Here is a 15,112-nt window from a genome sequence, read left to right as displayed (position 1 = left end):
CTCGGTATTAACCCAGCAGTTCGCTCAAGGATGCGTAAGGTTTGTCTTTGTCGGCTGGCCGAGGTTTGTACACCACCTTGGTAACGGGTTTGTGGTCAACGTTGTCGTGTTGCGCGATACCTTGCCCGTCGAGTCTTCCGCTCAACACCTGGCCACCTGCAAAGTGGATTTCATATCCAGCTCCTGCGATGGCATCACCTGTTTCCGGATCGCGATAATCAAGACCGACCCAGTCCTTGATTTCTGATTGTCCTGTGGGTAGCTCCTTGAGGTTCAACTCCCCACGCCCCGGCCCCATAAACGCATTCCCACTCCCCTTGACCGAGAAGTTCCCCGGGCAAGCAAAGGTGATATTGCCGCCTTCGAGGGTGACGGAGGACTGCCCAGCCTGAAGGACGATCTTGTCCTTGGCCAGGATGTGGATTTCGTCGTTGCTGCTGGTGATGGTCAGCGACTGATCGGCCAGGATTTCCATCTGGTCGGTGTTCGCCTGAATGGTATGGGTGCCGGCCTGGGCGATGCTCTTGATACCACCGGCGTGGCTGAACCAGCTGGCACCGTGGCCGGCGGCCGTCGATACGGTATGCGCACTGGCGATATGCAGATCCTGCTGCACCGTGGCATGCAGGTTGGCGCCGGCGAAGAGGAGTGTACTGGCTGGGCTGGCGAGGCCGATGTCACCCGGTGCTTCTGCCAGGATGAAGGGCTCGGCGAAGCGTTCGGTCAGATCGCCCAGCTCGCGGCTGCCGGGTTGTGCCTTCTGGGCGGCCTGACCGCCGATGTTGCCGGAGAATTTTCCCTGCTGCTGTGGATCAATGGCTGTAATGAACTGGCTTTGGGCGGCATTCGCTTTTAGGGGCAAGGCCTGTTGCTGGCTTGCGGCATCGGACAGGGCTTTGGCGGTTTCCTGGGCGGCTTTCAGCTGTGCCACCGTCTCCGCCACATCCATCTGAGTGCTTTGCGCATTCGGGCGAGCCGTCGCTGAAATCAGGATGCCTTCCCCGGCTCGTACGGCTAGCCAGCCATCGGTTCTCAGTTCAAAGCCGCTGCCGCGCCAGGCGCCCCGGCTGGCGCTTTCCGGAGCTTGATGCACCAGATGCCCCAAGCCCAACTGTCCGGCATTCTCGCTGGTCGCCAGACGGGTGCGTAGCTGCCCTGGCGCATCATCGACCACCCACTGGTTATGGCCTGCATCGTGGTTGTGGCTCATCCAGCCCGACAACACCCCGGGGTGATTGGCACTCGCCTCATGGCCAGCCGAGAAGGGAGGCAGGTCTGCCCCGTTATAGCTCTGGCCGACGATGACCGGGCGGTCGATATCGCCATCGAGGAAATCGACCAATACTTCGTTGCCGATGCGCGGCAGGAAGTGACTGCCCCAGTTCGGCCCCGACAGCCATTCGGCGACCCGAACCCAGGTGCCGGATTGGTCGTTGCCCGGGGCGTTGCCGGATTTGCCGGCGGTGCGCCCGCTCGGGCCGGTTTCGGCGAGACCGCCGGTGTTGGGGGCTTCGCCCCGTTGCCAGGGAAACTGGATCTTGATCCGGTGATCGCGTTCGGTGGTGATGACCTGATCGGGTAGGCCGACGACCAGGGCGGTTTGCGGCCGGGCCGCCGGCTTGGCCAGCAAGGCCGAGACAACTGGGGCCGAGGCTGGCTGGGCCTGCAACGTATTGCGATAGCTGCCGGCTTCGACATCGGTACTGCCCAGCAACTCGGCGGCACTGGCTCCCAGATTGTTGGCGCCGTGATGATCAACTGATCGCACCTTGAATTGTGCGTCATCACCGACATAGGCGTCATGCTGGGTCAGCGTGAAGATGGTGCCTTCAGCCATCTGGCGGACGGTGCTCTCGCCAGTAAAGCGCCGATAGCGGGCTTCGACGGCAGCGAGGGCCAGATCGGTCCGCAATTGAGCGGCGGCACTGTCTTCAAACCGGTAGGGGCGGGAGGCGTCGTGGATTTCCAGACGGGGGAGTTCGCCGTTGTCGAGGCCGCTCTGGGCCTGGGCGCCGGTCGCAACCAGTGTCTTGTAGTCCCAGCCAGCCAGCGACACGGCATTGGGCAATACCGTACGGACTTCATGCCACTGTTGCAGGGTGTCGGAATCTTCAGTGGCGTTGTTGCGGTGGAAGCGGATGGTTGGTTGGGTACCCGCCGGGAGTTCGTTATCCCGGTCGAAGATGATCAGTTGATGACGGGCGTGGGTGGCCTCGTCACCGGCAGAGGCCGATTGGTTATGATCGAAACGGAAGGAGAGACCTTCTTCAGAAAGCAGGCGACGGATGAACTCGAAATCAGTTTCACGGTACTGGGTGGCGACGCTATGGGTGCGCAGCGGCTGAATGACTTGATTGGACCAGTGGGCTTCGGGGTAGTCAGTCAGGATCTGGCCGATGATGTCGATGACCGTCTTGTCCTGAAACAGGTAGCAATCCCGGCGCTGGGCCAGGAAGGCGAGGAAAGGTTCCATGATCAGGCGGTAACGGGCCAGGCCGCCATCAGCACCGAGTTGCATGGCCTGCGTGACGTAGCCATGCCACGAACGCTTGCTGCCATCGGCTTGCAACAGGCGCAGGGTGATTTCTTCACCGAGTAGCGGCTTGAGATCGAAATAGGCGTTGGTCGAGACGCAGTCGATTTCGAAGCGGAAGGATTCAGAGATGGCTTCGCGGCCGTTGAAGCGCTCGACGATCAGCGCGGCATCGGGCAGGGCGGTCTTGAGTTCGAGCAGGCGGGCGTGCTGGGTGAACAGGGTGTCGAGCAGGGGCTGGGTCATGGCTGGCTGATCAAGGCAGGGTAATGGTCAGCGTTGGCGCCCGCGGGGCTAGCTGGACAATGTTCTTGAAGGGCGACAGGGTTTGCTGGACGGTGCTGCCAGCGTGCCAGTCCAGCCCGATATAGGCGACCAGACCAAACAGGGCGAGCACCGATGTGATGACCCAGAACGGGATATCGCGTTTGATGGCGTTGGAGATGGTGTCCGGGGCGGCCCAGTTTGGAGCAAAGGTGGCTGCCTTGCCCTTGATGTGGGCGATTTGCTCGCCGAGTTGCAGCGTCAGGTACTTGAGCTTTTCCGGCCCTTCGAGCAGGTAGCGCCCCTTGAAGCCGATCAACAGGCACATGTGGAACACTTCGAGCGCATTGATCCGGCTGGCTCCCCCATTGCGCGCGGCTTCCAGCTTGTCGAAGAAATGTTCGCCGGCCAGTTGATCACCGAAAAGCACGAGTTGCAGCGGGCGGCGTTCCCAGACGTCGCGAATGTTCATCTTGGAAGAGAGAACAGATTCGTCGATGGCGGCGCAGAACGCGTATTTGGCGTCGAAGATGTCTTCGGCATTGAAGTTGTTCTTCTTGGCTGCACGCTCGAACTGATCGAGGAATTTCTGGATGTTGCCGGAGAACTCGTCAGGGTCCTTCGGAACGCTGCGATTGTTGAGCAGGATGAGCATGTAGAAACCGTCGTACAACAGATCGACAAGGCTCTTGGCAGGGCGCTCGGAGCTCGTTTCGTCAGGGCGGACACTCGGGGCGACAGAAAAAAGACTGGGGGCTGTGGTCATGGCGTGACGGCAATCAATTCAATGGTGAGATCCCGGTAACTTTCCGGGGCATAAATCATGATGGATTGGGCTTTGAGCATTCGCTCGTAAAGCGGGCCGTGGGCATCCAGTGCGAAATAGCAGGCGCCGGGACGAACCGGGATTGCGGCGGGTACTTGCGCGGCATGGGTCAGACGAACGCCGGACATGGCAGAGAGGACCAGCTTTTCGACATCGTCCGGGGCGCCAAGCTTGATGCGTAGCGGGATGGATTCGATGATTTCCGACTGCGGGTGTGCCGCAGTGATCGACAGGTAGAAAGCTGTTTCACTGTTGATCTTCTCGGAATCCAGATGGCCGGCATAGAAGGCCTGTTTGGGCTGGGTCAGGGAAATCGCGAAATAGCGGGTGGAAATTACGGTATCGAGCAATTCGCGCAGAATCTGGTCGATACGGGCGAAGCCGGGGCCGGGTTGCAGGTGGTCGTAACTGGGCAGGTCGTTCAACGTAAAACCTTTCGAGAAGGTCATCAGGCCGCCAGCCAGGCGCAGCAACTCCTGGAATAGCCGCTCGGGTGAGGTCTCGGGATTGCGGAACAGATGGGTCAGGGTGGCGCAGGCGCTGCTGGCCGTATGCAACAGCCAGAATGATGCGATGTCGCCGGAGCGAAATTCGATCACATTCTTGGATGGTTCGCGATGAAAACCATAGAGCGCATCCACCTTGGCCAGCAGGGCATCGATTTGTCGGCGCAGCAGCATGTACAGATTCGGCGCGCTGCGCAGACTGATCGAAGGCGGAACGAAGGCTGGATCAACTTCAAAACCGTTACTGGAGGTGCGGCGAATGCGGACGACTGGCAAGGTCAGGAACTGATCGCGGTTCTCGTTGGCCGATTTCAGGTGCGAGATCTGGCTGAGGGTGGCGATGTCAGCCTCGGCCGCTTCGGTGTAAAGATCGGCACGGTCGCGCTGAATGATCAGATAACGCGCCTGTCCTGAGTCGGAAGCTTCTTCGGCACAGTTTCCCCCATGGGCATTCAGGTGATTTAGAGCCAGATAGAACTCGGTCGCGCCTTCTTCGTCGACTGCAGAGTCCAGTGCCAGCGGGGCGGGGAGTTGGTCTACATCAGGGGCCGTGAAAAAGTCACCGTTGGAGAAAATGGCATCGATGCGGTTAAAGCGAAGCACTCCGCTTTTTAGTGAGTCCAGGTCCAGATCAAGGTCGCGGATGCCCCAGGCGAAGGGGTTGGCCGAGAGCAGAGTGCGCCGGTTCATTGCTTCGGTATAGGCATCCTGCTGCTGGAAGTGTTGCGGGCGAAGAAAAAGCCCTTCACCCCAAAGAATTTTTGAGTTGTTCATTGTTTCAGTTTGCTAAGAGTTGCATTGGATGCCGACCAGCGATCGCACTGATTCAGGACTGATTTCGGTGATCAGGGTGCCTTTGCTGGCGCTCAGCGCACAGGCGTGGGCGCCAACGGTGATTCCGCCATCAAAAGACTGCTTGCTGTCGAAAGCGAGTTTCCATCTGGATGAATAGGGTGCGCGAAACATGCCAACGACACCAATCGTTGTCGCGTCCCCCGGCACCTTCAGTACCGCATCGTACGATTTGCCCGGTAACAGGATGATTTCACGGACAGAAATCAACTCTTCGCCCAGCGCCTCTTTCTCGCTTTCGGTCGAGGTTATTTGCGCGTAGGTCAGGGATTTCAGGCGTTCATTAGAGCGTAGTACGTAAATCTTCACGACCAATGACAACGGTTTGCCACTGCTGGTTAAATTCAATTGATCACCAGCAAAAATTCTTATTGATAAATCTTTGATGGTTTTGCTCGGGTCGCCACCGTCTTTCTTGGTGACGCCGGTCGCTTCAAGAACCATACCAACAGCTGTTCCCGCCATTTGCAGGGCAGAGACCTGTGCGCATCCGGATAGCGTTGCGCAAACAAGCATCAAGGTTGCCATTGGGGTGCATAAAAGTTGTCTGAGTGTTGCAATTGTCATTAAGTGTGCGCCAATTATTGAAATTGGCTAAAAATCATATAAATGAGAAATGAAAATATGCATATGAGTTGATAACAGCCAAGTTCGTAATGTACTATTTCGGTTTCATGTAAGCAAACCAAATGGCATGTTATACGCCGTTTGGCATAATTAGGAGTTTCGATGTTTACCCTTAAGCGTCTATCAATAGCGCTTGTTTTTTGCACCACCGTAGTGATTTCCGGTTGTGCGTCAAACAAGGTATCGATGAGCCAGGAAGAGTTTTCGGCCGCAATGGCGCAATCCAGCATGAGTGTCGATTCATTGCTGGAAAAAGGTAACCAGGAAGAAGCAGTCAAAATACTTGGTGATTTGGCCAAGCAAAACCCGGGGCGCAAGGAGCCGTGGATACGCATGGCCAAGGTGCATTTCGACGCCGAGAACTACGCGCAGGCGATTGTTGCGGCCGAAGAAGCTTTGCAGCGCGATGGCACGGACCGATCGGCAAAGAGCATTCGTGCGGTTGCCGGCTTGCGAGTGGCGGCTCAGTCGCTGACTGACCTGCGCGGCGATGTCGAGTTGAAGGGCGATGCGCGTTCGGACGCCGTTGGTTTGGCCAAGGTCATGCGCGATACCTTGGGGGAAGACGTGCTGGTTCCTCCGGGAGAGCCCGATAAGAAAAAGAAGGTGGTGCCCGTGGCGCGTCCCAAGCCGACGGTGGCTGCAACGCCCAAAAAAGCCGGTGGCGCTGATGCTGCACCTGCGGCATCGGGTGCCAATCCATTCAGTGTTTTGAAGTGATTTTTTAAGTTAATTGTTGATCGGCTTCGGGGTGTTTTTTGCCTTGGGTGGCCGACTGGATATCCATACCGGAGGATCTTGTGGCGAAAAAAGAAAGTGTTCAAAAGCGGTTGCAAAAGGTTCGTCCGCCGCGCGTTCAGCTGACCTATGACGTTGAGATTGGCGATGCCCTCGAAGTCAAGGAATTGCCTTTTGTGGTCGGCGTGCTCGGCGACTTTGCCGCACAGTCAAAAGAGCCGCAGGGCAAGGTTCGCGACCGAAAATTTGTCAACGTCGATATGGACAACTTCGACGATGTCATGGAAGGTATGGCGCCACGCGCCGCATTCCGTGTCAAGAACCGTTTGACCGAAGCCGGTGGCGAACTGGGCGTCGATATCAAGTTCGAAAAATTCGAGGATTTCCGTCCGGAATCTGTGGTCCAGCAGGTTGAACCGCTGCGCAAGCTGCAGGAAGCGCGTGCCAAGCTGGCCGATCTCCGCAACAAGCTGGCCGGTAACGAAAAGCTTGAAGATCTTCTCAATGATGTCTTGAACAGTACCGAGCAGTTGCAGAGTCTGGGTGGCAAGACGAACGCAGGAGACGGAGAATGAGCGCCCAGGCTGCAGTTGCCGCCGCACCGGCCAATGTTCGCGAATCGGGTCTGCTTGACCAGATCATTGAAGAGAGCCGTGTTGCCCAGTCCGATCAGGAAAAGAATCGGGCTCGGGACATCATCAGCGAGCTCGTCAATCAGGTGCTGGACGGTGAAGTAGTCGTTTCAGAAAATCTGGCCGCATCCCTCGATGCCCGCGTGGCCGAACTTGATCGTCTGATTTCCGAGCAGTTGAGCGAAGTGATGCATGCCCCGGAATTCCAGGCCCTGGAAAGCGCCTGGACTGGCCTGCATTACCTGTGCAAACAGACCTCGACCGGCCAGCAACTCAAGATCAAGCTGTTCAACGCTTCGAAGCGCGAACTGGTCAAGGACTTCAAGACGGCCATCGATTTCGACCAGAGCGCCCTGTTCAAGAAGGTTTACGAAGAAGAGTTCGGTACCTTCGGCGGTGCGCCTTTTGGCACACTGATCGGCCAGTACGAAATCAGCCGTCAGCCCGAAGATATGTATTTCGTCGAGCAGATGTCACATATCGCTGCTGCCTCGCACGCTCCGTTCATCGCTTCCGCTGCGCCACAGTTGTTCGGCCTGGAGTCGCATACCGAACTTGGCAAGCCGCGCGACATGGGCAAGGTGTTCGACACCGTCGAATACGCCAAGTGGAAGTCTTTCCGCGAGTCCGAGGATGCGCGCTATGTCGGTCTGGCCTTGCCGCGCTTCCTGGGCCGTCTGCCCTATAACCCGATCGATGGCGAAGTCACCGAAGGTTTCAATTTCGTCGAAGAAGTCGATGGTACCGAGCACGACAAGTACCTCTGGTGCAATGCCGCCTTTGCCTTTGCCGCCCGCCTGACCGATGCCTTCGAAAACTATGGCTGGTGTGCTGCGATCCGTGGTGTTGAAGGTGGTGGCTTGGTCGAAGATCTGCCGACGCATACCTTCCGCACCGACGACGGCGAAGTGGCTCTCAAGTGCCCGACGGAAATTTCGATTACCGATCGTCGTGAAAAAGAGTTGAGCGATCTCGGCTTCATTCCGCTGGTCCATTGCAAAAACACGGACTACGCGGCTTTCTTTGGCGCTCAATCGGCGCAGAAGGCAAGGAAATACGACACCGACTCGGCCAACGCCAATGCCTCGCTGTCTGCCCAACTGCAATACATGTTTGCAGTGTCCCGTATCGCCCACTACATGAAGGCGATGATGCGCGACAAGATCGGCAGCTTTGCTTCTGCCGCCAACGTTCAGAACTACCTGCAGCGCTGGATTGACCAGTATGTAACTGCCGACGATTCAGCTTCCCAGGAAACCAAGGCGCAGTTCCCGCTGCGCGAGGCCTCTGTCGAAGTCAGCGAAGTGCCGGGCCGCCCGGGGGTTTATCGGGCCGTATCGTTCATCCGGCCGCATTTCCAGCTGGATGAGCTTTCAGTATCACTGCGTCTGGTCGCCGAACTGCCGCAATCGACCAAGAGTTAAGCGTTGTACAACCTCCAAGGAGAAAGTAAGAAATGAAGGATATTTACGTCGAATTCAAGGGTAGCGACATCAAGGGTGATTCCCGCGATGCCAAGCACAAGGACACGGTTGAGGTTTACAGCTGGAGCCACTCCATGCGTCAGCCGAAGTCGGCAACGGCATCGGCTGCTGGCGGCCACACCGCCGAGCGTGTCGAGCACGGCGAAATGATCTTTACCAAGGATATCGACGGCTCCAGCCCGAAGCTGTATCAGGCTTGCTCGTCCGGCCTGGTGGTCAGCGACGTTATCATCTACTTCTACCGCGCTTTCGGCGGCCAGAACACGACCGGCAATCCGTCGGCTACCCAGAATCGTCACCAGTATCTGAAGATCGAACTGAAGAACGTCATCATCGCTTCGGTCTCCCCGGCCGTTGATGAGGAAGGCATTCCGAAGGAAAGCTTCTCGCTGAAGTATTCCGCCGTGAAGTGGACCTACGACGAACTGAATATCGACGGCACCAAGTCCGGTAAGGTCAATATCCAGGGCGCCTGGAACCTGGCCAAGAACACGCCGAATCTGACCTGATAATTCCTTCTGTGGAACCCACGGCGGAAACTCGTTTCCGCCGTTTTTATGATCAAAGGTTTTGAACCTTCCCTGTTCGATAAATTATTCGACGATCAGCCCGTTGGGGCTGCCCGGCGCCGTTTGTCGCTTGAACAGTTGAAGGATTCGGTCGCCCGCGATCTCGAAGCACTATTGAACACCCGGGTTGTGCTCGATGACGGATTCGAGACGTCCTTCCCGCTGACGACACGTTCAGTTGCCGGGTTTGGCCTGTCCGACTTTGCTGGGCTGAGCCTGGCCAATGTCCATGACCGGCGCCGGATCTGTGCTTCCATCGAAGCAGCCATTGCTGCCCACGAGCCACGCTTGCGCGAGGTTCGGGTCGATCTTGAATTGCATCGAAAGACGGTGAACGCCCTGTATTTCTCAATCAATGCCGTGCTGGTCGTCAGGCCCGCTCAGGAGCCCGTCAGTTTCGATGCGCTGCTACAGCCGACCAGCCTGCAGTATTCCGTAACCCGGCATCGTCCGCGGTTGGGGGGCTAAGTGGAAGACCTGCTGCCTTACTACGAGCGAGAACTGGCGTTTTTGCGCCAGCATTCCCGCGAGTTCGCCGAGCGCTACCCAAAACTTGCCGGCCAGTTGTTGCTGTCGGGCGAGGGCTGCGACGATCCCCATGTCGAGCGGATGATCCAGTCCTTCGCGCTGATGACGGCACGGGTTTCAAAAAAACTGGAAGACAGCTACCCGCAGTTCACCGAAGCGCTGCTCAATGTTCTTTACCCGCACTATCTCAGGCCGTTTCCGAGTTGCTCCATTGCCCATTTCGAACATGGTGGCGGTGAACTGACCTCCGTCGCCACCATCCCACGCGGCACCGAGTTGCAATCCCGGCCGATCAAGGGCGCCATCTGCAAGTTCCGGACGGCATGGGATGTTCAACTGGCACCGGTTTCCATCGGTGAACTGGCATTTGACCCAATCGCCAGCGCCCCCAGCGAAGTGCGCCTGCCAGTCGGTTGCAATGCCATTCTTTCGTTTTCGCTCGCCTTGCGTGGCAACAACACGGAAGCCGGGCTGGGTAAACTCGACAAGTTGCGGGTCTATATCGACGCCGAGCCCTCGGTGGCTTCGGCGTTGCGGGATGCCATCTTCCTGCGCAAGCTGAAGGTCTATGCCTCTGGTGCCGACAAGCGCTGGCGCATTGCCCGGGAAAAGCTGATCAGCGAAGTCGGATTTGCCGATCAGGAAGCGCTGATCGACATGCCGGATACCTCACATGGCGCCTATCGCTACCTGACCGAGTATTTCTGCTTCCCGGAAAAATTCAATTTCTTCGATATCAATATCGGCGAGATTCCTTCCGGGCTGCATGCCGAGGGGAAAATCACCCTCCATATTGCGCTCGGGGATCTGCGGGCCGATAGTGATGCCTCCCGTTTGCTGCAAACGCTGACCGCACAGAACCTTCGTCTGGGTTGCGTGCCGGTGGTCAATCTCTTTGCCCAGCGGGGTGATCCGATCCGGATCAGCAATCGCCAGTCGGCCTACCCGGTGGTTGCCGATGGGCGGCGGGCTTATGCCTACGATGTCTATTCAATTGATTCGGTGCGACGCGTCCGCCAAACCGCGCAGGGCGAATCGATCACCGAGTTTCGTTCCTTCTTTTCGCTACGCCATGGCGAAACCCCGGAGCGCAACGGTTACTACTGGTATGCCCAGCGCGATCACCTGGTCGCCGAGAGCAGCCCGGGTTATGAAACCTCGCTGTCCATCGTCGATGCTGATTTCGACCCGGTGCAGCCGAAGACCGACGTGCTCAGCCTGCAATTGACCTGCACCAATCGTGAACTGCCGACCCTGATGTCGGTTGGCATGGCTTCAGGTGACCTGTTTCTCGAAGGTGGGTCGAGCGTCCGTTCGATCAAGCTGCTGAGAAAACCGACCCAGCCCTGTCGTTTCGATCATCGACGGGATGGCCAGTGGCGGATCATTTCGCATCTGTCGCTGAACCATTTGTCGCTGACCGGCAACGGCCTGACGGCTTTTCAGGAGATGCTCGCCCTCTATGACTTGCCGAGAACGGCAGCCAGCCGCCGGCAGATCGAAGGTGTGCTCGGCATCGAGCAGAGCGACAAAACGGTGTGGATGGCCGGCAAGCCGTTCGCCTGTTTCGTCCGGGGCCTGGAAGTCCGCATGACCATTGACGAGTCGAGCTTTGTCGGCAGCGGTCTTGATGTGTTCGTCCGCTGTATCGACCGCTTTCTCGGTCTGTACGTCAGCCTCAACAGCTTCATTCAACTGGTCGTGGTTTCAAATCGAACCGGAGAGGAATTGATCCGATGCGCACCTCGCAACGGCGACTCGATCCTGGCCTAGTCGATAGCACCCTGGAGGCGCCGGAACGCTACGAGTTTTTCCAGCTCGTGCGCCTGTACGAGAGCGTCTTCCGGAAAACGGCCCGAACGGCAGGCAGCGACGTGGTTAACGAACGAATTCGCTTCCGCAATTCTCTGCGCCTCGGCTTTGCGCCCAGCCAGGTCGACGCCATGGCGCCGACTTACCGGGGCGATGCAGAAGGATTGGCTACTGCCGACCTGGAGCAGGTCGAGATCACGCCCAGTTTCATGGGGATGCTGGGCGTCAACGGCACGTTGCCGATTCACTACACCGAGCAGGTGATCAACCAGGCGCGCTTCAAGCGCGATGACTCGGGCCGAGCCTTCCTCGATCTGTTCACTAACCGCTCGGTTGGCCATTTCTACCGCGCCTGGAAGAAATACAAGCTGCCCATCCAGTATGAAACCGATCGGCAGAACCGTTTTCTCCCGATCGTTCTGGCACTGAGCGGCCTTGGCTTTGATGCCTTGCGTCAACGCATGAATGAAGGGGCAGGCGCCATCGACGACGAGTCGATTGCCTTCTTTGCCGGACTTTTGCGGCAGCGGCCGGTTTCGGCGGAAACCCTGCAGCGTGTGATCAGCGGTTATTTTCGTGAAACCGTCGAAGTCGAGCAGTTCGTCGGGCATTGGTATGCCATTCCAGCCGATCAGCGCTCGACGCTGGGTGGCAACAACGTGGCGCTGGGCGGCAATGCCTTGGTTGGAGAACGGGTCTGGCAGCGAAATTTGCGCCTGCGCATCCATATCGGCCCATTGCCTCATCAGCGTTACATGGCCTTCCTGCCTAGCGGCGAACTGGCGGCAGCACTCAAGAAAATCCTCACGCTGGCGACGGGTGGCCAGTTCGAATACGAAATCTGCCCCATCCTGTGCGCGGCCGATGTGCGCCCGGCCAGCCTTGGCTGTGCGAACGGCTGCCGCCTTGGCTACGACAGCTTCATGCTGACCAGGCCGGAAACAGACGACCGCAGCGATACCCGCTATCTCACCCATTTCATTCACTAATAAAACGAACGACCGCGATGAGCACCTCCCTGAAAACCCTGATCAGCAAACTGAATAGCACCTGCCGCCAGGCAGCCGAACGCGCCGCCAGCCTGTGCATGTCGCGTGGCAATTACGAGGTTGATCTTGAACACCTGCTGATTGCGATTCTCGAAAACCCTGGTGCCGATATGCTGGTGATTGGCAAGCGTTGCGGTATCAGCCCGACCGGCCTGGAGCGTGAGTTGAACCAGGAAATCGACCGCTTCAAGACCGGTAACACCCGGACACCGGTTTTTTCGACGCACATCCTCAAGCTGTTCGAACAAGCCTGGCTGATCGCCTCGCTTGACGCTCGCCTGCCACGCATTCGCTCCGGCCATCTGCTGCTGGCGTTGCTGACCGAGCCGGAACTGTCGCAACTGGCTTTCCGTGGCTCCAAGCTGCTGGCCAAGGTTCGCCTGGATGAATTGAAGCACAATTTCGACAAGATGACCGAAGGCTCGGCCGAAGCGGCTGAAGTGGCCGGGCTGGCTGCGCCGGACGATGGCGGAGATGAAAGCGATCCCTTGCTGGCTGGCAGCCCGCAAGGTGGCAAGACCCCGGCTCTCGACCAATTCACCACCAACCTGACGCAACGGGCTCGCGATGGCAAGGTTGATCCGGTGATCGGTCGTGATAGCGAAATCCGCCAGGTGATCGATATTTTGATGCGCCGCCGCCAGAACAATCCGATCCTGACCGGCGAGGCTGGCGTTGGCAAGACCGCAGTCGTTGAAGGCCTGGCCTTGCGCATTGCTCAGGACGACGTGCCGCCACCGCTGCTCGGCGTCGAACTGCACACGCTGGATATGGGCCTGCTGCAGGCGGGGGCCAGCGTCAAGGGCGAGTTCGAGAATCGCCTGAAAAATGTGATCGACGAGGTCAAGAAGAGCGTCAAGCCGATCATCCTCTTCATCGACGAAGCCCACACCATGATCGGGGCAGGGGGGCAGTCCGGTCAGAACGACGCGGCCAACCTGCTCAAGCCGGCCCTGGCGCGCGGCGAGTTGCGTACCGTGGCGGCAACGACCTGGGCCGAGTACAAGAAATATTTTGAGAAAGATGCTGCACTGGCTCGTCGCTTCCAGGTCGTCAAGGTTGAGGAGCCGAGCGAGACGCTGGCTTCGGCCATGTTGCGCGGCATGGTGCCCTTGATGGAAAAGCACTTCGGCATTCGCGTTCTTGACGAGGCGGTGACCGAAGCGGTTCGCCTGTCGCACCGCTACATCAGCGGCCGCCAACTGCCGGACAAGGCAATCAGCGTGCTCGACACGGCCTGTGCCAAGGTAGCCCTGGGCCAGAGCGCCACGCCGGCGCTGATCGACGAAGCCGACAAGCGCCTGCTGCGCGAGCGGGCCGAACTGGCCGCCCTCGAACGCGAAGCTGCCAGCGGCGCCTGGCACGACACCCGGATCAAGGAACTGAAGGCCCAGATTGCGGCCATCGAGTCCGATCTCGGCATCTTCAAAACACGTTTTGAAGATGAAAAGACACTGGTCAATCGCGTTCTCGAACTGCGTGGCCAGCTAGAAAATGGCGAAGCGGCCGTCGATGCCGCACCAAAGCCAAAAGCCAAGGCGCGCAAGAAAGGCGAGGGCGAAGCGGCTGGCGATAGCGAGCTCGACAAGGCGCTGGCGCGTCTTCGCGAATTGCAGGGCGAGTCGCCGATGGTGCCGCTGCAGGTCGATGGTCATGTCGTTGCCGAAATTATTGCCGCCTGGACCGGTATTCCGTTGGGCAAGATGGTCAAGAACGAGATCAATACTGTCCTCAACCTGAAACCGCTCCTGAAAGAACGGGTCATCGGTCAGGATCATGCGCTGGAGGCTGTGGCCCAGCGCGTTCGCACCGCCCGGGCCAATCTCGAAGACCCCAACAAGCCGAAGGGCGTCTTCATGTTTGTCGGTCCCTCCGGTGTTGGCAAGACCGAAACGGCGCTGGCGTTGGCCGACATCCTCTACGGCGGCGAACGCAAGCTGGTCACCATCAACATGAGCGAATACCAGGAAGCGCACTCCGTTTCAGGTCTCAAGGGCTCGCCGCCGGGTTATGTTGGTTATGGCGAAGGCGGGGTGCTGACCGAGGCCGTGCGGCGCAATCCCTATAGCGTTGTCCTGCTCGATGAAGTGGAGAAGGCTCACCCGGACGTGCTGGAGCTCTTCTTCCAGGTCTTCGACAAGGGCGTGCTTGATGACGCCGAAGGCCGTGAAATCGACTTCCGCAACACCCTGATCATCCTGACCAGCAATGTCGGTTCAACGCAGATCATGCAGTCCTGTCTGAACAAGCCGGTCGAAGAGTTGCCGGAAGCCGATGCGCTGGCCGATGCCTTGCGCCCGATCCTGTTCAAGTCCTTCAAACCGGCCTTCCTGGGGCGCATGAAGGTTGTCCCTTACTACCCGATTTCCGACGAAGTGCTGGTCAGCATCATCGAACTCAAACTCGGCCGCATTCGTGACCGGATTGCCGCCAACCACAAGGCTGAGTTCATCTGGGACGACAAGCTGGTCGAAGCCGTGCTGGCCCGCTGTACCGAGGTCGATTCCGGGGCGCGCAACGTCGATCACATCCTGAACGGCACCTTGTTGCCCGAGATTGCCGAGGTGGTGCTGGTTCGCATGGCCGAGGGTGCTGCCGTCGAGCGCATCAAGGTCGGGGCCGGCAAGAACGGTGAATTCAAATACGCCATCAAGTAAGCGGCGCCTGCCGCCGGTCAACGAACGGGGATCAA

12 protein-coding genes are annotated in these 15,112 nt (G+C 58.4%); 8 read left to right on the top strand and 4 right to left on the bottom strand.

All coding sequences use genetic code 11. The features are described from left to right. Window positions 1-7: 7 nt before the first annotated feature. Genes KI617_RS09570 through tssJ form a run of 4 tightly spaced genes read right to left on the bottom strand, consistent with a single transcriptional unit; the run spans window position 8 to window position 5,509 of the window. A complete protein-coding gene (locus KI617_RS09570; protein ID WP_226451763.1) occupies window positions 8-2,779 on the bottom strand; it encodes a type VI secretion system Vgr family protein in 2,772 nt (923 codons plus the stop codon). Window positions 2,780-2,789: 10 nt separating this feature from the next. Continuing rightward, window positions 2,790-3,563, bottom strand: a complete 774-nt coding sequence (icmH, locus tag KI617_RS09565) for a type IVB secretion system protein IcmH/DotU (RefSeq protein ID WP_226451762.1) — start codon at window positions 3,561-3,563, stop codon at window positions 2,790-2,792. After that, complete coding sequence (tssK, locus tag KI617_RS09560) at window positions 3,560-4,903, bottom strand: type VI secretion system baseplate subunit TssK (protein ID WP_226451761.1); 1,344 nt, start codon at window positions 4,901-4,903, stop codon at window positions 3,560-3,562. Before tssK ends, icmH begins: the two co-directional genes overlap by 4 nt. 12 nt (window positions 4,904-4,915) lie before the next feature. After that, on the bottom strand, window positions 4,916-5,509 hold the full coding sequence (gene tssJ, locus KI617_RS09555) for a type VI secretion system lipoprotein TssJ (RefSeq protein WP_226451760.1): 594 nt from the start codon (window positions 5,507-5,509) through the stop codon (window positions 4,916-4,918). A 327-nt stretch (window positions 5,510-5,836) separates the two neighbouring features. Between tssJ and KI617_RS09550 the strand changes: the two genes are divergently transcribed. The 8 genes from KI617_RS09550 to tssH all read left to right on the top strand — a co-directional run bounded on the left by KI617_RS09550 (window position 5,837) and on the right by tssH (window position 15,077). Beyond that, on the top strand, window positions 5,837-6,328 hold the full coding sequence (locus KI617_RS09550) for a tetratricopeptide repeat protein (RefSeq protein ID WP_226452045.1): 492 nt from the start codon (window positions 5,837-5,839) through the stop codon (window positions 6,326-6,328). 80 nt (window positions 6,329-6,408) lie between these two features. After that, on the top strand, window positions 6,409-6,921 hold the full coding sequence (tssB, locus tag KI617_RS09545; RefSeq protein WP_226451758.1) for a type VI secretion system contractile sheath small subunit: 513 nt from the start codon (window positions 6,409-6,411) through the stop codon (window positions 6,919-6,921). Beyond that, window positions 6,918-8,402: a type VI secretion system contractile sheath large subunit gene (tssC, locus tag KI617_RS09540; RefSeq protein ID WP_226451757.1), complete on the top strand. Its 1,485-nt coding sequence runs from the start codon at window positions 6,918-6,920 to the stop codon at window positions 8,400-8,402. Before tssB ends, tssC begins: the two co-directional genes overlap by 4 nt. A gap of 32 nt (window positions 8,403-8,434) precedes the next feature. Next, window positions 8,435-8,971, top strand: a complete 537-nt coding sequence (locus tag KI617_RS09535) for an Hcp family type VI secretion system effector (RefSeq protein ID WP_066881473.1) — start codon at window positions 8,435-8,437, stop codon at window positions 8,969-8,971. 48 nt (window positions 8,972-9,019) lie between these two features. Continuing rightward, window positions 9,020-9,499, top strand: a complete 480-nt coding sequence (tssE, locus tag KI617_RS09530; RefSeq protein ID WP_226451756.1) for a type VI secretion system baseplate subunit TssE — start codon at window positions 9,020-9,022, stop codon at window positions 9,497-9,499. Then, window positions 9,500-11,332 (top strand): type VI secretion system baseplate subunit TssF, encoded by a 1,833-nt coding sequence (gene tssF / locus KI617_RS09525; RefSeq protein ID WP_226451755.1) that lies wholly within the window; start codon window positions 9,500-9,502, stop codon window positions 11,330-11,332. It begins immediately after the preceding gene. After that, a complete protein-coding gene (gene tssG / locus KI617_RS09520) occupies window positions 11,296-12,360 on the top strand; it encodes a type VI secretion system baseplate subunit TssG (RefSeq protein WP_226451754.1) in 1,065 nt (354 codons plus the stop codon). The genes tssF and tssG overlap by 37 nt, the downstream gene beginning before the upstream one ends. Before the next feature lie 17 nt (window positions 12,361-12,377). Continuing rightward, on the top strand, window positions 12,378-15,077 hold the full coding sequence (gene tssH, locus KI617_RS09515; protein ID WP_226451753.1) for a type VI secretion system ATPase TssH: 2,700 nt from the start codon (window positions 12,378-12,380) through the stop codon (window positions 15,075-15,077). Window positions 15,078-15,112: the final 35 nt, after the last annotated feature.

The sequence above is a fragment of the Ferribacterium limneticum genome, assembly GCF_020510625.1.
GTDB lineage: Bacteria > Pseudomonadota > Gammaproteobacteria > Burkholderiales > Rhodocyclaceae > Azonexus > Azonexus limneticus_A.
Note: the sequence above shows the minus strand (reverse complement) of the source record. Positions and strands in the feature narration are given on the sequence as shown.

Excerpts from the sequence above, each read along its gene's own strand:
- KI617_RS09570 (WP_226451763.1), bottom strand. The coding sequence starts at position 2,779 with ATGACCCAGCCCCTGCTCGACACCCTGTTCACCCAGCACGCCCGCCTG.
- icmH (WP_226451762.1), bottom strand. The coding sequence starts at position 3,563 with ATGACCACAGCCCCCAGTCTTTTTTCTGTCGCCCCGAGTGTCCGCCCT.
- tssK (WP_226451761.1), bottom strand. The coding sequence starts at position 4,903 with ATGAACAACTCAAAAATTCTTTGGGGTGAAGGGCTTTTTCTTCGCCCG.
- tssJ (WP_226451760.1), bottom strand. The coding sequence starts at position 5,509 with ATGGCAACCTTGATGCTTGTTTGCGCAACGCTATCCGGATGCGCACAG.
- KI617_RS09550 (WP_226452045.1), top strand. The coding sequence starts at position 5,837 with ATGAGTGTCGATTCATTGCTGGAAAAAGGTAACCAGGAAGAAGCAGTC.
- tssC (WP_226451757.1), top strand. The coding sequence starts at position 6,918 with ATGAGCGCCCAGGCTGCAGTTGCCGCCGCACCGGCCAATGTTCGCGAA.
- KI617_RS09535 (WP_066881473.1), top strand. The coding sequence starts at position 8,435 with ATGAAGGATATTTACGTCGAATTCAAGGGTAGCGACATCAAGGGTGAT.
- tssE (WP_226451756.1), top strand. The coding sequence starts at position 9,020 with ATGATCAAAGGTTTTGAACCTTCCCTGTTCGATAAATTATTCGACGAT.
- tssG (WP_226451754.1), top strand. The coding sequence starts at position 11,296 with ATGCGCACCTCGCAACGGCGACTCGATCCTGGCCTAGTCGATAGCACC.
- tssH (WP_226451753.1), top strand. The coding sequence starts at position 12,378 with ATGAGCACCTCCCTGAAAACCCTGATCAGCAAACTGAATAGCACCTGC.